The sequence below is a fragment of the Bordetella petrii genome (genome assembly GCF_000067205.1).
In the GTDB taxonomy this organism is placed as follows: Bacteria; Pseudomonadota; Gammaproteobacteria; order Burkholderiales; family Burkholderiaceae_B; genus Bordetella_A; species Bordetella_A petrii.
In genome coordinates this window covers 4361783-4378863 of sequence record NC_010170.1, presented here as the reverse complement: position 1 = coordinate 4378863, position 17081 = coordinate 4361783, and the positions used below count along the sequence as shown (strand labels likewise).

Sequence of the window (17081 nt, the reverse complement as noted above, 5' to 3'; positions counted from 1 at the left end):
ATTTTTCTTATGGATTTTTCGTTTTCCATGCTGTCAGATCCCGAGGTCGTGGGCATGCTTACGACCGGGATCACCGTTACCCTGCGGCTTTTCGCCGGCGCGCTGGCGGGCGGGTTTCTGCTGGCGATGGTGCTCACGGGCATCAACCTGATTCCGTCGCGCCTGGTGCGCGCGGTGGTGGCGCTGTATGTGGAATACCACCGCAACGTGCCGACCGTGGTGCAGATTCTGGTGTGGTACTTCGGCATGCCCGAGATCTTGCCAGAGGCTATCCGCGTCTGGATCAACCAGGGCAACACGGAGTTTTCTTTTGCGCTGATTGCGTTGTCGTTGAATGTCAGTGCGTACTACTACGAGGACATTCGTTCGGGTATCCGGGCGATTCCGGCGACGCAGGTCGAGGCGGCGCGTTCGATCGGCCTGGGTGCCGTGCAGGCGCTGATTTATGTGGTGCTGCCGCAGGCAGTGCGCTATGCCGTGCCGCCCATCATCAACCGGTCGATCATCTTGTTCAAGGACACCAGCCTGGCGATGGTGATCGGAGTTACCGACCTTACCTACCAGACCAAGCGGATCGAGAACGCCACGTTCCAGACGTTCCAGATATTCATGATCTCGACCTTGATCTACCTGTGCATGGCCCTGTTGATTTCCGCCCTGGGCGCGCATCTCGCGCGCAAGTATCCGGCCAGTTTCAAGAGTTGAGCATGATCGAGTTCCTGCATACTTACGGCATGCTGTTCTTGGTGGGGTCCTGGCCTAACGGTCCCATTGGCGGCTTTGCCGGCACCCTGATTCTTGCGGCCCTGGGCCTCGCGGGCGCATTTCCTGCCGCGCTGGTCATCGGCGTGGCGCGCACCAGCGGCAGTGCCCCCCTGAAGTGGCTGTCATCGGCATGGGTGCATACTTTCCGCGCTATTCCGCTGATCATGATTGTGTTCTGGGCGTACTTCCTGCTGCCCGTGATGATCGGCTTCGAGGTGCCGCCATTCTCGACCGCGCTGGCCGCGATTATTGTCTACGAGTCGGCCTTCCTGGCCGAGATCGTGCGGGCCGGCATCCAGTCGGTGCCCGCGGGCCAGGTCGAGGCGGCCCGGGCGGTCGGACTCGGGTATTTCCAGACATTGTGGTCGGTACAACTGCCTCAGGCGTTGAGCAACATGATTCCGTCGTTGGTCAACCAGTTCGTATCGACTATCAAGGCGACGTCTATTGTTTACATCATCGGCGTGCAAGAGGCGGCGTTTTCCGCGCAGCAGATCAATAGCATCGAGTTGACCGGCGCGCTGCGCACCTACCTGGTGCTGGCCCTGTTCTATTTCCTGTTGTGTGCGTTGTTGTCCCGGCTTGCCAGGCGGCTCGAACTGCACCTGCAACACAAGCGCATGGGGCTGGCGATATAGCCCCATCGGTAACGGAGAGAGCGATGATCCAGTTCGAAGGCGTCAACAAGTGGTACAAGCGATACCACGCCCTGAACAATATCTGCGGTGAAGTGCGGGCCGGCGAGGTGCTGGTGGTGTGCGGGCCATCCGGCTCGGGCAAGTCGACCATGATCCGCACCATAAACAAACTGGAAGAAATCCAGAGCGGCACCATCCGGGTGGAAGGCCAGAGCATCTGCGGCGAAAAGGTCGACATCAACCGGCTGCGCGCCAAGATCGGCTTCGTATTCCAGCAGTTCAACCTTTTTCCGCATTTGTCGGTGAAGGACAACATTGCACTGTCGCCGGTAAAAGTAGGCGGCATGGCCCGTAAAGAGGCCCACGCGCTGGCCGAGGAATTGCTGCACAAGGTGGGCCTGGGCGACAAGCTCGATGCCATGCCGGCCAATCTGTCGGGCGGCCAGCAGCAGCGCGTGGCCATCGCGCGGGCGCTGGCGCAGAAGCCGACGTTGTTGTTGTTCGACGAGCCCACCAGCGCGCTCGATCCGGAAATGGTGGGTGAAGTCTTGAACGTGATGAAAAGCCTGGCTGCCGAGGGCATGACGATGGTGTGCGTCACGCACGAAATGAACTTTGCCCGCGAAGTCGCCGACCGAGTCTGGTTTATGGATCGGGGCGAAATCCTGGAAGACGCTCCGCCCGCGGAATTCTTCTCGCGCCCGCGGCACGAGCGCGCCCGGAAGTTCCTGGCGGACATCATCCACTGAGCTTGCGGGAAAGGCCCGGCGGCTGGCTTTCTGGTGTTTGGGCCAGCCGCTACGCTCAATGATCGCCCAGCATGGACTTGGCGTATTGGATACCCACGCCAAAGGCGCCGCCAAACTTGCGGGCGATGCCCGTTGTCAGGTCATACGTTTCGAGGCGCGCCCAGTCACGTTGCAATTCCAGCAAGTAGGTCAGCGAGGTGATAGGGCGGGCGCCGGCCTGAATCATACGTTGCACGGCTCGTTCGTGCGCCTCGGCGGTGCAGTCGCCGCAGGCGTCGGTCACTACGTAGACTTCGTAGCCCTGCTCCAGAGCCGACAGCACAGGGCCATTGCAGCACACGGACGTCCAGAGGCCAGCCATCACCAGGCGGGTTTTGCCGGTCGCGTTGATGCGCGCGATCAGGTTTTCGTCTTCCCAGCCGTTCGAGGTGGTTCGGTCAACGATGTCCGCATCGGGAAAGGCGTCCGTGATTTCATCGAGCACCGGGCCCGCAAAGGTGTCCTTGGAAATCGTCGTGATAACCGTCGGTACCTTGAAGCCCTTGGCGGTGTTCGCCAGGATGGCCGTATTAGTGCGCAGGTTCGTCACGTCGATGGATTTGGTGTTGAACGCCATTTCTGACTGATGATCGATCAGGATCAGGGCGTGGTCGTGTGAGCTCAGCAGGCTTCGGGCTGGTTTCGGGGTGGCTCTTACGCTCATGGGAACCTCGATAGTTTGGTTTCGCCGCGCGGCTCGGCGGCAGCAGAGTGAACACCGAAGATGGGCCGGCCCGCGATCGATTCGGTGTGCGGAAATTCTAGGTGTGCAGCAAGGCGTGCGCGCGCGCCATGGCGTGAAAAGACGTGTGCTTGTCCTGATCCGTGGCCGCGTCTGCGTTGTCCGGCCGATGAGCAGATGCTGAAATTCATTTGCGCGCCGAACCTTACAGCGGCGCGCCCCGACCAACGCAGCCCTTGCCCGGCATCCCGCGCCGAACCACGGGCCGTCCCACCAGGAGAAATACCATGGCCGAAACCATTGCCGGCATCCGCATCCCGGACAGCGTCATCGCGCGCGCCGCGACCGAACTTGTCCGCGATACTGAAGACGATCTGCTGTATCACCACAGCCGCCGGGTGTTCTTGTGGGGCGCGTTGACCGGCGAGCGCCGCGGCCTGGAGTACGACCCGGAACTGCTGTACTTGGGCGCCATGTTCCACGACATGGGATTGACCCAGCCCTATGCCAGCACTGACCTGCGATTCGAGGTGGATGGCGCTAACGCGGCGCGCGATTTCATGAAAAGCCATGGCGTGGCCGAGCGCGAGATCGAAGATGTATGGACGGCCATCGCCCTGCACACCACGCCCGGCATTCCCGAGCACATGCGGTCCACCATAGCGCTGGTAACGGCGGGTGTTGAAATGGACGTGCTGGGCATCGCCTTTCACGATTTCACGCATGAGCAGCGCGAGCATGTTTGCTGCCACCATCCGCGCGAAGCGAACTTCAAAGAGAACATCATCGATCACTTCGCGGAAGGTATCCGAAGCAAGCCCTTGACGACCTTTGGCAATGTCAAGGCCGATGTGCTGGCCCTGAAAGACCCTGGCTATAAGCGCATGAATTTTTGCTCCATCATTCTCGATTCGGCCTGGCCGAATTGAGACAGCCTCGGCAACCAGAACTCAGACTATGGAGCATCGAAAGTGATCGATAAAAAATCGGCCAATGGCGGGGCATGTCCCGCCATGACTCATGCCGCCGGCGCACCGGTGGCCGACAATCTCAACATTCTGACTGCGGGGCCGCGCGGCCCCGCGTTGCTGCAGGACATCTGGCTGATTGAAAAGCTGGCTCATTTCGACCGTGAAGTGATCCCCGAGCGGCGCATGCACGCGAAAGGATGGGGGGCGCATGGCACGTTTACGGTCACGCAGGATATCAGCCGGTACACCAAGGCAAGAGTGTTCTCGCAGGTGGGAAAACAAACGCCGGTGTTTGCGCGCTTTTCCACGGTGGCTGGTGAGCGCGGCGCGGCTGACGCCGAGCGCGATATTCGCGGTTTTGCGGTTAAGTTCTACACCGAGGAAGGCAATTGGGACATCGTGGGCAACAATACGCCGGTGTTTTTCTTCCGTGATCCGCTACGTTTTCCGGACCTCAATCATGCCATCAAACGGGACCCGCGAACCGGCCTGCGTTCGGCCGACAACAATTGGGACTTCTGGTCGCTGCTGCCCGAGGCGCTGCATCAGGTGACCATTGTGATGTCGGACCGCGGCATACCTAAATCGTTGCGGCATATGCACGGCTTTGGCAGTCACACGTTTTCAATGATAAATGCACTGAACGAGCGCGTGTGGGTGAAGTTCCACTTTCGGTGTCAGCAGGAAGTTGAAGGCATCACCGACGAGAAGGCGGCGGCCATGGTGGCGAACGACCGTGAAAGCCACGGGCGCGACCTGCTGGAAGCCATCGAGCGGGGCGATTTCCCGCGCTGGAAGTTGTTCATCCAGGTCATGACGCAAGAGCAGGCGCGCAGCCACCGGCACAATCCGTTTGACTTGACCAAGGTATGGCCAAAGGGCGAATACCCTCTGATCGAAGTGGGTGTAATGGAGCTTAACCGCTACCCGGATAATTATTTTGCGGAAGTCGAGCAGGCGGCGTTCTCTCCCGCCAATGTGGTGCCGGGTATCGGCTTTTCGCCCGACCGGATGCTGCAGGCCCGGTTGTTTTCGTATGGCGACGCGCAGCGCTACCGCCTGGGAGCGAACTTCAATCATATACCGGTCAATGCGCCGCAATGCCCGTTCCACAGTTATCACCGCGATGGCGCCATGCGCATCGACGGCAACCTGGGCGCGATGCCCAACTATTGGCCTAACAGCAAAGGCGCGTGGATCGGCAACGTGCCGTCGCTGCAAGAACCGCCGTTGGCCGTAGAGGGCGTTGCCGATCATTGGGATCATCGGATCGACGATGACCATTTCGAGCAGCCCGGCAATTTGTTTCGCCTGATGTCGCCGGCCCAACGGCAATTGCTATGCGAGAACACGGCGCGCGCCATGGGCGATGCACGCCTGGAAGTGAAGCGGCGCCACATCGAGAACTGTGCCAAGGCCGACCCGGAGTATGGGGCAGGTATTGCACGGGCCCTGGGCCTGTAACTGAGGAAGGCCGGCCTGGGCAGTGTTAGCGGCCCTGCACGCTGCGCTGGCGGAAGCTGGCGCGGTACTGGGCCGGCGTTACGCCCAGCCGTTCGCTGAACACGATGCGCATTCTATCGACCGTGCCGAATCCGCATTCGTAGGCAACGGTCTTGAGTGGGCGCTCGCTGGCTTCCAGCATCATGCGCGCGGCGTCGATGCGGGCGCGCTGCACGAACTCGTGTGGGGTCATGCCGGCTTCTTGCACGAAATAGCGCGCCAGGTTGCGTGGGCTCATGCCGACTTCGGCGGCCAGCGACTCCAGCGTGTGCCGCTGGCCGATGTGCGTCATGACATGCGCCTGGATGCGGGCTACAGGCGATACCGGGTCGGCCGGGGCGGTCAGGTAGGGGCTGAACTGCGACTGTCCGCCCTGGCGTTGCGCGACGACGACCAGCCGCTTGGCCACGGCCACCGCGATTTCCGTGCCATGGTGTTGGCTGACCAGCGCCAGGGCCAGGTCGATGCCGGCCGTCACGCCAGCCGAGGTAACCAGCCTGTCGTCGCGCACATAAATAGCATCGGGTTCGACCTGAGCGCGCGGAAAGCGCGCCGCCAGCGTGGACGCATTCTGCCAATGGGTGGTGACGCGGCGGTGGTCCAGCAGGCCCGCGTGGCCCAGGATAAATGCCCCGGTGCAAATCGCGCCATAGATGCCGGCGCGCTGCGTGGCCGCGCGCAGCCACGCGACGAACCTGGCGTCCGGCTTCGCGTCGGGCAATGCGGGGCCGCCTGCCACCAGCAAAATGTCGAAAGCCGCGCCTGCTTCTTCAAACGACAGGTCGGCCAGTATTTGCATGCGGTTCGACGCGCGAAAAGGGCCCCGATCGGCAGCGACCAGCACAGTTTCATACCGGTCTTGTGGGGGCAGGTAGCCGTTCGCTTCATGAAAGACATCCACCGGTCCGGCCACATCCAACGCCTGGACGCCGTCGTGGATAGCAAGCGCGACGGTACGACTGGGCATCATGTTTCTCCTGGGAGCGGGGCTGGCGCGTTGGCCGCCGGGGCTTGTCTGCGGGCCGATGTCAGGGCAACTGGTGTGGCTGGTCTTCAGCTTCCAGGCGATGAGGCACGATCGCCTGAGCAAGAAAATGGGGTCGCAGACCTGAAGGAATTGATATTTTTATGGTCAAACGGACAAACTTTCGAAAAATATCACATAAATTTCGTTGCTTGTGATTTCGATGAGGCAGTTTTAGATTTGATCAGTGATGTTTTGTCGCTAATCAAATGCGTATAGGGCGGCGCCCCCTATTCTGGCGGTGCTGTCTTCTGGGGGAGACGGCAACGGCAGAAAACCGTTCCGTGTATGAACCTACTCACTGAGCCATCTGAATGAGCAAGCTAGGGATCTGGGTGGATTATGAGCAGAAGATCGTCTGCAACGAACTGCGTCGTCAAAACCTCATTTCTTTCAACGACTGGGTTTTAGACGCACGTCATTGCAGGGCGACCTTCTCGCCCATCACCTATCAAGGATATCGCCTCTGGGCGCTGCCTTGCCTGAGCCTCATGCGCAGGCATTCTTTGCTGGCTCGTGTGTTGGCCGTCGCAGTCCGCTGGATGGCAGCGGACATCAAGTATCAAGAAGGGATAAGCACCCGCCTTCATTTACGAGGCTGGCTGGTGCGCCGCTGCATCTTCTGGCCAGCCAACCGGCTGCTTGGAAGTTGTGCATCCTTGAAGGGGCTTGATTTCCGCCATCGCCAGCGCTGCGTCCGGCGGGATCACTTGTCCTTAGGTTCATTGGACTCAATCGATCTATAAATTAGGCTCTATCCGCATCATGAAAAAAGCAATTCTCAGTACCCTGGTTTCCACGTGCCTGGCAGCCATGGCGGGCGCCGCAACGGCCGCCGACACCGGTAATATCAAGTTCATCGGTGACATCACCACCTCGGCATGTGCAATTGGCGGCGGCCAGCAAGGCGCCGACATGACCGTCTACATGGGCAGCATCCCGAGCTCCTACTTCGCGGCTATCGGCGACCGTGGCCCCATGACCGACTTCTCGATCACGCTGATCGGTTGCGACACCACGGTGTCCAACACCGCCTCGCTCAGCTTCACGCCGGCCGCCGGCAGTGTGGTTGGCACCGGCCTGCTGAGCCTGGAAAACGCCGCGGGCGCCCAAGGTGTGGCCGTGGGCCTGGCCGAACAGAATGGCAACGACATCGTTGTCGGCGGCCCCGCGGTCAGCTACAACCTGGTCGATGGCTCCAACGTGCTGAACTTCAAGGCCTTCTACGAAGCCACGTCGGCCACGATCGTTGCCGGTCCGGCCAATGCTCGTGCGGTGTTCGCGGTTGCTTATCCGTAAGCAGGCGGGTTGCGCATGCCGGTTCGCATCACGGACCGGTTGACGTAGAAAGACGGCAGCCGCTTAGGCGCTGCCGTCCCCGGCGAGCAAGCGCACGGGGCCGACCTGCCAACGGCGGCCTGCAACTTCGCCACGCGCCCCAGCTGTGGGAACCGCGTGATGGGCTTCTTTCCGAGCACTTCCCGTTGTTCGCAACCGTCGATGCTTGCGCGGCATGGTCATGCCTCGCGGGCGGGCGGCCTGCACGCTGCGCGCCTTCCATAGTTGTTCTTTTTGTCAGCGCGGTCTGCCGCCAAGCTTGGCGGCAGGCCGGCGCGCGAGTTTGAAGTTCGTTACATGAAAACCCTAATTCAACGGTTGTTCCTGGCCGCGACAGTCGTGGGCATGCTGGCCGGCGGTGTTGCACAGGCTGCCGTCCAGCTTTCCAGCACGCGCGTCATCATGAACGCCGAGCAACAACACGTGTCGGTCTTTGCCAAGAACCTGTCCAGTGAGCCCTATGTGGTCCAGACCTGGATAGACGGTTCGGCCGAAGAGATGGACACGCCCTTTTTCGTTACCCCGCCCTTGAGCCGCTTCGATGGCGACGTGGAACGCCGCCTGACCATTACGCGTGTGGGCGAGGGGTTGCCGGAAGACCGCGAATCCTATTACTGGATCAACGTGCTAGAAATTCCGCAGAAAAAAGACCGTGAAGAAAATGTTCTGTCGCTGGCGATGCATACGCGCATCAAGCTGTTCTATCGCCCCGCCGGCATTCAGAAATTGCCGCGCGACCGCGAATTGCTGAAGTGGTCGGTGGCGCGCGAAGGCACTACCTGCCAGCTGGTGGCCGAGAACAGTTCCGCATTTCTGGTGAACTTCGCGCGCATCGAGTTTCCTGGGGAAGCCAACGAGTTCGGCCGCGGCGTGGTGGCCGCGCCGCTGGCCCCTACCCGCATACCCCTGAGCAAATGCCCGGCCGCGGCTGGCGCCCAAGTGATCCCGCACGTGGTCAATGACTATGGCGTGATCGAACCCTGGCCGGCAGCAGTGGCCAGCCCTGAAGCGACCGGGCGTTGATTGCCATGCGTTGCCCGATCGGTTTGTCCGCGGGGGTGGCGGTGGCGATGGCTGCCTGTAGCGCCCTCAGCATCGCCCAGGAACAGGGCGGCGATGCCGCGATGTTCGACGAAAGCTTTTTGTATCGCGCGCCTGGACAGGCGGGCGGCGTAGACCTGTCGGTATTTGCCTATTCCAGCCGTGTGCTGCCCGGATCGAAATCGGTGCTGCTGCAACTGAATGAACGGGCCATCGGCAATCGCGTCGTCGAATTCATTGTGGTTCCTGGCAAAGAGGATGCGCAGCCCTGTTACTCGGTGGCGGCCTTGCGTGAGTTGGGCGTGAAGGTCGAGGCATTTCCCGAGCTGCAGAAAATGGACGAGAACGAGTGCGGTCGTGCGCTCGAGATCATTCCTTCGGCCAAGGCCAGTTACGACCAGGATGCGAATATCCTGCGCCTGTCGATTCCCCAAGCCGCCCTGGGCCGTCAGGCGCGCGGCGTCGTGCCGGTAGAACGATGGGATTCCGGCACGACGGCCCTGTGGTCGTCTTACCGCATGTCGTACAACCATATGCGCTCCACGGGCGGGCCGGGCAGCTACAGCAACGACACGCTTTACCTGGGCTTTCGCAACGGCCTGAACCTGGGGGCCTGGCGCATACGCGGCAACGGCAGCTACTACGAAAACGGCTACAGCACCGACTGGGACTGGAGCGACCTGTACGCCGAGCGCGACATCGTCTCCTGGCGCGGGCGGCTGCGCCTGGGCGACAGCGCGACCGAAGGAAGGATTTTTGATTCGGTGCGCTTCCGGGGCATACAGCTGCGCTCGGACGACGGTATGCTGCCGGACAGCCAGCGCGGCTATGCGCCCGTGATACGCGGCATTGCGCCCAGCAATGCCAAAGTGACCGTGCGCCAGAATGGGTATGTGCTTTACACGACCTTCGTGCCGGCCGGCCCGTTTGTCATCGATGACTTGTACTCCACGCCGGGCGGCGGCGACCTGGAGGTTGAGATCGATGAAATGGGCGGCCGCACCACGCGGTACTTCCAGCCGTTCTCGGCGCTACCCACGATGATGCGGGAAGGCATCTGGAACTATAACTTCATGGTGGGCGAGCATCGCCACAATTACGATACCAGCCGTCCCCTGATGGGGCAGCTGACGCTGGCCTACGGGCTGCCCTGGGGGCTGACGGCGTATGGCGGCTGGACCTTGGCCCAGCACGGGTACCACGCCGGGGCGTTCGGCCTGGCGGCCAACCTGCGCCACCTGGGGGCGGTGTCGGCCGACATTACCAGTTCGCGGTCCCGCGATGTGCGGGGCAACAGCATGTCCGGGTCTGCGGTGAGCGTACAGTACGCCAAGTCGTTTCCTGGCAGCGGCACCGATTTCACCCTGGCCAGTTACCGCTATAACTCCTCGGGCTACCGCAGCCTGAACGACGTGGTGCGAGACCGGGCCGAGCAGTACGACTACATTGGCTATGACCGCGAGCACGAGTACCAGTTGTCGATGCAACAGCGGCTGGGCCGGATGGGTTCGCTGTCGTTCAACTATTACGGCATTGCGTACCGCAATGCGCCTCGCAATGCGCGCTACGCGCAAGTGGGGTATTCGAGTTCGCTGGGCCGGCTGGGCTATTCGCTGAACTACGCCCTGAGCCGCAGCCCCTGGAACGCCCGCGAATCCACACTGATGCTGACGCTTAGCATACCCCTGGGCGGCAGCCATACGGCCAGCTACGCCATGAACCGCACCGACAACCAGGGCACGAACCACAGTGTGAGCCTCAGCGGCGCGATGCTCGACGATTATTCGCTGACCTACGCCCTGCAAGCAGGCGTCACCCGCGGCGAGGGCCAGGACAACGGCAACACCGGCTACGGCTCGTTGGGGTATTCCTCGCCGGTGGGCCTGGCTACCGTCAGCCATGCCTATTCGCGCAATTCATCAAACACCTACCTGGACATCAGCGGGTCCATTCTGGCGGACAGCAAGGGCGTGCTGTTTGGGCAGTCGCTGGGTGAGACGGCGGTCATCGTCGAGGCGCCCGGCGCGGCCGGCGTGGCGATCGATGCGCTGCCAGGGGTGCGCACCAACTCGGCCGGGCGGGCGCTGGTTCCGTATGCCAGTCCTTACCGCGAGAACCGCATTTCGCTCGACGCCGGGGAGGGCCTGGACGGTGCGCATCTCAAGCAGAACGTGCAGACCGTGGTGCCGACGCGCGGCGCGATCGTGGTGGCGAAGTTCGATACCGAGATCGGGCGCACGGTGCTTGCCGTGCTGAAAGACGGCTCGGGCCGGGTGGTGCCGTTCGGCGCCGCTGTCCACGGTGACGACGGCCGGCAGCGCGGCATAGTCGGGCCGGTTGGCCGCGCCTGGCTGACAGGGCTGCAGGGTATGCAGCGCTTCACCGCGAAATGGGGTGAGCAGGGCGATCAGCAGTGCAGTTTCGAGATAGACGTGTCCGCCGACCAGGATGCCGCCGGACAGGCAAAGGAGTTGATATGCACCCATTGAAGCGTGCATTGGAGGCGGCGCGCCGCCGCGGCCCGCGGGCCCATTGGTGGGCGGGCATGGGCTTGGCGCTTGCCCTGGCGTGCGCAGCGGGCGCGGCACAGGCCGCGTGCGGCCGCAATACCGGCGGCGCCGGCCCCAGCGGCAATCAATACGACGGCTACAACGGCGCGCTTTTCCAGATTGCGGTGCCGGCGGGGCGGACGACCTACGCCTTGCCCGCCTATCCCGTGGCTGGCGAGATACTGTTTGCGTCGGAAGTCATGCTGCCGACCCTGGGCGAAGGGCGGGCGCAAGGGCAGGCCGCGCCGCTATACGATTGCGCGGCCGGCGCGATCGAGGAATTCAGGGGCGGATCAGCGCTGCTTCCCGGCCACACCAATTTGTACGACTCGGGCGTGCAGGGCATCGGATATCGCGTCTATTATTACTACGTCAGCGATTCGGAAAACGTGGCGGCTCCCGTGACGAACACGAACACCTACAAGCGCGGCGTGCTGGTATTTCCCTTCAACGGTTCGCCATTGGGCAACAACCTGAAAGCGCGTATTGAATTCGTGGCGACGGGAGGACCGATCTCCCCGGGGCAATTGGCTCCTTCCAAGATCTATGGCCAGGCGTCGGTCAGCAACACTAATGGTGTCACCGTGCAGCAGCCGTATCGGGTGTTCCTGGCGAGCGCCATTTCCGTCACGCCGCCCACTTGCGACATTAAGAATCCGACCGCACTGGCTGTCAGGCTGCCCAGCGTGCCGGTGCATTTGCTGACGCGCGACGAAGGGCGCGGCATTACCTCTACGACCCTGGACGTGGCTTGCAGCTCGCCCAGCGAGGTTTCCCCTACTGTCACGGTGACGGCAAGCAATACTGTCAGCGGTTATCCGGCCACCCTGGGAAACCTGGAAACGGGCACAAATGCCGCGAAAGGCGTTGGGGTGCAGTTATGGCTGTACGACCCGGCCGCAGGCACGTTTCGCAACCCGACCTTCGGCGCAGTCACGCACGGGATGGGGGCCGCAGTGGAAAGTTTGCCGTCTAGCCGCTGGCAGTTCCGCGTAGGAGGCAGCTATTTACCGGTAGACGCCACCGTGACGGCCGGAAGAGTCAGCGCGAGCGCCATCCTGAAGTTCACCTATCCTTGACCACCCTGGCGGGACGACATGCAAACCTTGCCCGATACGCCGATACTGCGCGAAAAGCTGGCCACCATCATTGCCACGACTTGCCGCTGCGAGCGCGAGCCGCTGCTGGAAGACCAGGAGTTCAGCGCGGTCATCACACAGTTCGATTCACTGGCCATTCTGGAAATACTGCTGGAGATCGAGACCGAGTTCGGACTGACCACCGACGAGATGCTGCCTACCCATCACGACGTGGGGGCGCAGGAATTCACCAGCGTGTTTCCCAAGAACCTGAGTGCGCTGATTGTGTACATGCATGAGGTGGTCGAGCGCCGTTCAGCCAGCCCCAGGGCTGGCGAGCCAACGACCGCGCCGGGCGCCTCAGGTGTTGCCCGTGGCGCCGCACAGCGGGACAACGACGCGGAGCAGGCAGAATGACGCGGCGCAAAGTCGTCGTGACGGCGGTGGGCGTGGCCTCGCCAGTGGGCGGCTCGGCGCAGTCGACATTCGATGCGCTCAACGCCGGCGCCTGCGGTATACGCAGGCATCCCGATGCGCGCATCGAGCGCAGCGTGGGTTATGTCGAGCAAGACGTGGCTGCGGGCCTGCATCCCGGCCAGGCCCGCATGCTGGACCGCGTGACCCTGATCGCCAACTACGCGGCGAACCAGGCTCTGGAGGCCGCCGCGCTGGATGCGGGCCAGCAGGCTGAGTGCGGCGTGTTCATCGGCACCGGCATCGGCGGCGTTTCTACGCTGTGCGAGGCCGTGGAGGCTTATCACGGCGTGGTGCCCAAGCGGGCCGTGCTGGTGGTTCCGGCCGTGATGCCGCAGGCGGTTGCCGCGCAGATCGCACAGGGGCTGCAGTCCACCGCCGAGGCACAAACCTACGCAACGGCCTGCTCGGCCGGAGCGGTGGCCATTGGCGAGGCGTACCGGCGCATTCGCGATGGCTATCTCGACGTGGCGATCGCCGGCGGGTCGGAATCCATGTTCTCCCCCATGTTGATGGCGGCATGGATGCAGCTGCATGTGCTATGCGCCGAGCCGGGGCCTGGCCAGGCCGGGTATTGCCGGCCATTCAGCCATAAACGCACGGGGTTCGCTCTGGCCGAGGGCGCGGCGATGCTGGTGCTGGAATCCGCCGAGCACGCGCAGGCGCGCAACGCGACGGTCATCGCCGAAATCTGCGGCTACGGCGTCAGCAACGACGGCACCCATCCGGTGCGCCCAGATCCCCGTGGCCAGGCCCTGGCCATGTCGCGCTGCCTGCTAGACGGCGGACTGACGGCCGCAGATGTCGGATACATCAACGCTCACGCCACAGGCACCCTGGCAGGCGATCGCATCGAGACCGCCGCGATCAAGCAGGTGTTTGGCGCGCGGGCCGGCCACCTGCCGGTCAGCAGCATCAAGGGCGCGGTCGGGCACACGATCGGCGCGGCGGGAGCCATCGAGGCCGTTGTGACCGCCATGGCCGTGCAGCAGGGCGTGGTGCCGCCCACCCTGTTCTACGCAAGCGGCGACCCGCAATGCGACCTGGATTACGTGGCTGAAGGCGCGCGCCAGGTGCCCGACTTGCGCGTCGCCATCAGCAATTCCTTCGGCATGGGGGGCAACAACGCCGTGCTGGCCTTTCGTAAAGCGGCCTGAGCGCGGGCTGCGCTACGTCGAGAATGGCGGCTGCCTTGGTGAAGCTGCCCAGTTCGGCAACGTGGACGAAGTATTCGAGCTGGCGTAGGTCCATGGCTGGCTCCATTGGCGCCGCTGCGCCCGCGCGGCGACTGCGTGGTTTCTTCCGAGGCGAACAGGCATTAGTATGGACTTTTTCCCGCCTTGTCTTCCCTCGCCCAAGGAGCCTTCCCATGGCCAGCTTGACAATCAATGGCAATTCCCAAGACGTAGACGCACCCGACGACATGCCCCTGCTCTGGGTCATTCGCGATCGCCTGGGCATGACCGGAACCAAGTTCGGTTGCGGCATGGCCATGTGCGGCGCCTGTACGGTGCACCTGGACGGTGCGCCCATTCGGTCTTGCGTGACACCCATTTCGGCGGCGGCCGGCAAGCAGATCACGACGATCGAAGCCGTGGGCGAGGACGACGTGGGGCGCGCGGTGCAGCAGGCCTGGACCGAGATCGGCGTGCCGCAATGCGGCTACTGCCAGTCGGGCCAGATCATGTCCGCCACGGCGCTGATCAAGAGCAATCCCGCGCCTACCGACGCGGACATCGATGCGGCCATGAGCGGCAATATCTGCCGCTGCGGCACCTACCCGCGCATCCGCGCCGCCATCAAGCAGGCCGCCGCGGCCAAGGGAGCCGCCAAATGAACGGGTTCTATCGGATGTTCCCGCAGAGTGGTGTCAATGGCGCGCCCGGCGTCGCCGGTGAACTGCCTGCCTCGCCGGGCCGGCGCGACTGGCTGAAGACCGCCGGGGCATTGACCGGCCTGGTGTTGACCGTAGGCGCCAGCGGCATCGTGCGCGCCGCCGAAGGCGACAAGGCCGAGAAAAAATACGGCGCCGACGGCATGCCGCATGGCACCGTTGACGATCCACAGGTGTTCGTGTCCATCGGCGCCGATGGCATCGTGACCATCATCGCGCATCGCGCCGAAATGGGCACCGGGGTGCGCACGGGGCTGCCCATGGTGGTGGCCGATGAGCTCGAGGCCGACTGGGACCGGGTTCGCGTCATCCAGGCCCCGGGCGACGAGCCACGCTACGGCAACCAGGATACCGACGGCTCGCGCAGCACGAGGCATTTTTTCCAGCCGATGCGCCGCGTGGGCGCGGCTGCCCGCGCCATGCTGGAAGCCGCCGCCGCCAAGCAATGGGGCGTGCCGGTGGCGGAGGTTGCCGCGCGCAATCATGAGGTTGTTCACGAAAAAACCGGGCGCAAGCTGGGCTACGGCGAACTGGCCGAGGCCGCGGCCGCGCTGCCGGTGCCCGGCGCCGAGGCGTTGCGCCTGAAGCAGCCTGGCCAGTTCCGTTACATCGGCAAGCAAAGCACGCGCAGCGCCGATATCCAGGCCATCGTTTCGGGCAAGACCCATTTCGGTATCGATACGCGGCTGGATGACATGCTGTACGCTGTTGTTGCGCGGCCCGCGGTGCTGGGCGGCAAGGTCAAGCGCTACAACGCCGATGCCGCCATGAAGGTGCCGGGCGTGGTGAAGGTGGTGGAGCTTCCGGCCGGGCCCACCCCTCCGGTATTCGCGCCACTGGGCGGAGTGGCCGTCATCGCCAAAGATACCTGGGCGGCATTGAAGGGCCGCCAGGCGCTCGAGATCGAATGGGACGACGGTCCCAATGCCAGCTACGATTCCGAGGCTTTTCGCAAGACCTTGAGCGAAGGCGCGCGCAAGCCGGCCAAGGCGGTGCGCAACGATGGCGATGCCATGCAGGCGCTGCAGGGGGCGGCCCGGCGCATTGAAGCCGAATACTACCTGCCGCACCTGGCCCACGCGTCAATGGAGCCGCCCGCGGCCACGGCGCGCATTGCCGAAGGCAAGTGCGAAGTCTGGGCGTGCGTGCAGTCCCCCTACGGCACGCGCGAGAATGTGGCCAAGCACTTGGGCATGGACATCGCGGCGGTGACGGTGCACCAGACTTTGCTGGGCGGGGCGTTCGGGCGCAAGTCGAAGTCGGACTTCGTGGTCGAGGCGGCGCTGCTGTCGCGCGCGATGGACGGCAGGCCAGTGAAGGTGACCTGGGCGCGTGAAGACGACATTACCAACGACTACTTCCATACGGTATCGGTCGAGCGCCTGGAGGCGGGCTTCGATGCCCAGGGCAAGGCGGTGGCCTGGCTGCACCGCACCGCGGCGCCGACCATCGGCTCTACCTTCGTCGCCAATGCGCAAGGCCAGCAACCCTTTGAACTGGGCATGTCGGCGGTGAACATTCCGTTCGACATCGCCAACTTCCGTGTCGAGTCGGTGCCGGTTCCCGCGCATACGCGCATCGGCTGGTTCCGTTCCGTATCCAACATTCCGCACGTATTCGCGGTGCAGAGCTTCGCGGCCGAGATGGCTCATGCGCTGGGGCGCGACCACCGCGACTATCTGCTCGAACTCATCGGCCCGCCGCGCAAGATATCGCCCGCCGATATGTCCGATGGCTGGAACTACGGCGAGTCGCCGGTCGACTATCCGCTGGACACCGGCCGCATGCGCCACGTGATCGAGGTGGCGACCCGCGAGGCCGGCTGGGGGCGCAAGCTCGAACCGGGGCGCGGGCTGGGGCTGGCCGTCAGCTACAGTTTCGTGACGTACATTGCCACGGTGGTCGAGGTGGCGGTGGGCGCGGATGGCAGCCTGGCGGTGGAGCAGGTGCATGTGGCGGTGGATTGTGGGCCGCAGGTGCAGCCCGACCGCGTGCGCGCGCAGGCCGAGGGCGCGTGCATCATGGGCCTGAGCCTGGCCACGCGCAGCGAAATCTCGTTTGCGAAGGGGCGCACCAACCAGACGAATTTCCATCAGTACGAGGTCGCGCGCATGCCGGAGGCGCCGCGCGACATCAAGGTGCATCTGGTGGAGCACGACTACGGCACGCCGATGGGGGGCGTGGGCGAACCGGCGGTTCCACCGTTTGCGCCGGCCCTGTGCAACGCCATCTTCGCCGCGACTGGCAAGCGTATCCGCAACCTGCCCATACGCGACCAGCTCAAGACCTGAGCATGCGGTTGCGCGCAATGGCCGCCGGCTGGCGGCCGTTGCGG

17 protein-coding genes and 1 pseudogene are annotated in these 17081 nt (G+C 63.4%); 15 read left to right on the top strand and 3 right to left on the bottom strand.

From position 1 onward, the window contains the following. Window positions 1–27 precede the first annotated feature (27 nt). The 3 genes from BPET_RS21020 to BPET_RS21010 are packed head-to-tail and all read left to right on the top strand — an operon-like array spanning window position 28 to window position 2152. Entirely contained in the window at window positions 28–705 is a 678-nt protein-coding gene (locus BPET_RS21020) for an amino acid ABC transporter permease (RefSeq protein WP_041864322.1), read from the top strand. A gap of 2 nt (window positions 706–707) precedes the next feature. After that, window positions 708–1403: an amino acid ABC transporter permease gene (locus BPET_RS21015; protein ID WP_012251028.1), complete on the top strand. Its 696-nt coding sequence runs from the start codon at window positions 708–710 to the stop codon at window positions 1401–1403. Window positions 1404–1426: 23 nt separating this feature from the next. Continuing rightward, a complete protein-coding gene (locus BPET_RS21010; RefSeq protein ID WP_012251027.1) occupies window positions 1427–2152 on the top strand; it encodes an amino acid ABC transporter ATP-binding protein in 726 nt (241 codons plus the stop codon). A gap of 55 nt (window positions 2153–2207) precedes the next feature. On the opposite strand, the gene BPET_RS21005 is transcribed toward BPET_RS21010, so the two are convergent. After that, window positions 2208–2855, bottom strand: coding sequence for a hydrolase (locus tag BPET_RS21005; RefSeq protein WP_012251026.1), 648 nt, complete (start codon window positions 2853–2855; stop codon window positions 2208–2210). Window positions 2856–3160: 305 nt separating this feature from the next. Here BPET_RS21005 and BPET_RS21000 point away from each other — a divergent pair, with 305 nt between their 5' ends. Together BPET_RS21000 and BPET_RS20995 are read left to right on the top strand one after the other, a co-directional pair. After that, on the top strand, window positions 3161–3802 hold the full coding sequence (locus BPET_RS21000; RefSeq protein WP_012251025.1) for an HD domain-containing protein: 642 nt from the start codon (window positions 3161–3163) through the stop codon (window positions 3800–3802). An 84-nt stretch (window positions 3803–3886) separates the two neighbouring features. Then, the gene (locus tag BPET_RS20995) at window positions 3887–5308 is read left to right on the top strand and encodes a catalase (protein ID WP_012251024.1); all 1422 of its coding nucleotides are present in this window, start codon (window positions 3887–3889) and stop codon (window positions 5306–5308) included. A 25-nt stretch (window positions 5309–5333) separates the two neighbouring features. Here BPET_RS20995 and BPET_RS20990 read toward each other — a convergent pair whose 3' ends face one another. Then, window positions 5334–6314 carry a GlxA family transcriptional regulator gene (locus BPET_RS20990; RefSeq protein WP_041863129.1) on the bottom strand — a complete coding sequence of 327 codons (981 nt, stop codon included), beginning with the start codon at window positions 6312–6314 and terminating at the stop codon, window positions 5334–5336. Between BPET_RS20990 and BPET_RS27020 the strand changes: the two genes are divergently transcribed. From BPET_RS27020 to BPET_RS20960, 8 genes are all read left to right on the top strand, one after another. Then, complete coding sequence (locus BPET_RS27020; protein ID WP_162098129.1) at window positions 6234–6590, top strand: hypothetical protein; 357 nt, start codon at window positions 6234–6236, stop codon at window positions 6588–6590. The two genes, BPET_RS20990 and BPET_RS27020, sit on opposite strands and share 81 nt — an antisense overlap. 95 nt (window positions 6591–6685) lie before the next feature. Beyond that, window positions 6686–7117 (top strand): hypothetical protein, encoded by a 432-nt coding sequence (locus BPET_RS26155; protein WP_197535828.1) that lies wholly within the window; start codon window positions 6686–6688, stop codon window positions 7115–7117. Window positions 7118–7136: 19 nt separating this feature from the next. After that, entirely contained in the window at window positions 7137–7670 is a 534-nt protein-coding gene (locus BPET_RS20985; protein ID WP_012251021.1) for a fimbrial protein, read from the top strand. 336 nt (window positions 7671–8006) lie between these two features. After that, a complete protein-coding gene (locus BPET_RS20980) occupies window positions 8007–8732 on the top strand; it encodes a fimbrial biogenesis chaperone (protein ID WP_012251020.1) in 726 nt (241 codons plus the stop codon). 47 nt (window positions 8733–8779) lie between these two features. Next, window positions 8780–11239 (top strand): fimbria/pilus outer membrane usher protein, encoded by a 2460-nt coding sequence (locus BPET_RS20975; RefSeq protein ID WP_012251019.1) that lies wholly within the window; start codon window positions 8780–8782, stop codon window positions 11237–11239. A gap of 62 nt (window positions 11240–11301) precedes the next feature. Continuing rightward, window positions 11302–12378: a fimbrial protein gene (locus BPET_RS20970; RefSeq protein WP_158310094.1), complete on the top strand. Its 1077-nt coding sequence runs from the start codon at window positions 11302–11304 to the stop codon at window positions 12376–12378. An 18-nt stretch (window positions 12379–12396) separates the two neighbouring features. Continuing rightward, a complete protein-coding gene (locus tag BPET_RS20965; RefSeq protein ID WP_012251017.1) occupies window positions 12397–12795 on the top strand; it encodes an acyl carrier protein in 399 nt (132 codons plus the stop codon). Beyond that, a complete protein-coding gene (locus BPET_RS20960; RefSeq protein ID WP_012251016.1) occupies window positions 12792–14009 on the top strand; it encodes a beta-ketoacyl-[acyl-carrier-protein] synthase family protein in 1218 nt (405 codons plus the stop codon). The genes BPET_RS20965 and BPET_RS20960 overlap by 4 nt, the downstream gene beginning before the upstream one ends. Here the strand turns inward: BPET_RS20960 and BPET_RS26150 are convergent. After that, a pseudogene (locus BPET_RS26150) lies at window positions 14008–14103 on the bottom strand (LysR family transcriptional regulator); the annotation flags it as partial. The gene BPET_RS20960 and the pseudogene BPET_RS26150 overlap by 2 nt on opposite strands. Before the next feature lie 118 nt (window positions 14104–14221). Here BPET_RS26150 and BPET_RS20955 point away from each other — a divergent pair. Continuing rightward, a complete protein-coding gene (locus BPET_RS20955) occupies window positions 14222–14689 on the top strand; it encodes a (2Fe-2S)-binding protein (RefSeq protein WP_012251015.1) in 468 nt (155 codons plus the stop codon). Beyond that, window positions 14686–17037, top strand: coding sequence for a xanthine dehydrogenase family protein molybdopterin-binding subunit (locus BPET_RS20950; protein ID WP_012251014.1), 2352 nt, complete (start codon window positions 14686–14688; stop codon window positions 17035–17037). The genes BPET_RS20955 and BPET_RS20950 overlap by 4 nt, the downstream gene beginning before the upstream one ends. Window positions 17038–17081 lie beyond the last annotated feature (44 nt).

Bases quoted from the DNA above. Each gene is read 5' to 3' on its own strand.
- BPET_RS21020 (WP_041864322.1), top strand. From the start codon at position 28: ATGCTGTCAGATCCCGAGGTCGTGGGCATGCTTACGACCGGGATCACC.
- BPET_RS21015 (WP_012251028.1), top strand. From the start codon at position 708: ATGATCGAGTTCCTGCATACTTACGGCATGCTGTTCTTGGTGGGGTCC.
- BPET_RS21010 (WP_012251027.1), top strand. From the start codon at position 1,427: ATGATCCAGTTCGAAGGCGTCAACAAGTGGTACAAGCGATACCACGCC.
- BPET_RS21005 (WP_012251026.1), bottom strand. From the start codon at position 2,855: ATGAGCGTAAGAGCCACCCCGAAACCAGCCCGAAGCCTGCTGAGCTCA.
- BPET_RS21000 (WP_012251025.1), top strand. From the start codon at position 3,161: ATGGCCGAAACCATTGCCGGCATCCGCATCCCGGACAGCGTCATCGCG.
- BPET_RS20995 (WP_012251024.1), top strand. From the start codon at position 3,887: ATGACTCATGCCGCCGGCGCACCGGTGGCCGACAATCTCAACATTCTG.
- BPET_RS27020 (WP_162098129.1), top strand. From the start codon at position 6,234: ATGAAAGACATCCACCGGTCCGGCCACATCCAACGCCTGGACGCCGTC.
- BPET_RS20990 (WP_041863129.1), bottom strand. From the start codon at position 6,314: ATGCCCAGTCGTACCGTCGCGCTTGCTATCCACGACGGCGTCCAGGCG.
- BPET_RS26155 (WP_197535828.1), top strand. From the start codon at position 6,686: ATGAGCAAGCTAGGGATCTGGGTGGATTATGAGCAGAAGATCGTCTGC.
- BPET_RS20985 (WP_012251021.1), top strand. From the start codon at position 7,137: ATGAAAAAAGCAATTCTCAGTACCCTGGTTTCCACGTGCCTGGCAGCC.
- BPET_RS20980 (WP_012251020.1), top strand. From the start codon at position 8,007: ATGAAAACCCTAATTCAACGGTTGTTCCTGGCCGCGACAGTCGTGGGC.
- BPET_RS20975 (WP_012251019.1), top strand. From the start codon at position 8,780: ATGGCTGCCTGTAGCGCCCTCAGCATCGCCCAGGAACAGGGCGGCGAT.
- BPET_RS20965 (WP_012251017.1), top strand. From the start codon at position 12,397: ATGCAAACCTTGCCCGATACGCCGATACTGCGCGAAAAGCTGGCCACC.
- BPET_RS20960 (WP_012251016.1), top strand. From the start codon at position 12,792: ATGACGCGGCGCAAAGTCGTCGTGACGGCGGTGGGCGTGGCCTCGCCA.
- BPET_RS20955 (WP_012251015.1), top strand. From the start codon at position 14,222: ATGGCCAGCTTGACAATCAATGGCAATTCCCAAGACGTAGACGCACCC.
- BPET_RS20950 (WP_012251014.1), top strand. From the start codon at position 14,686: ATGAACGGGTTCTATCGGATGTTCCCGCAGAGTGGTGTCAATGGCGCG.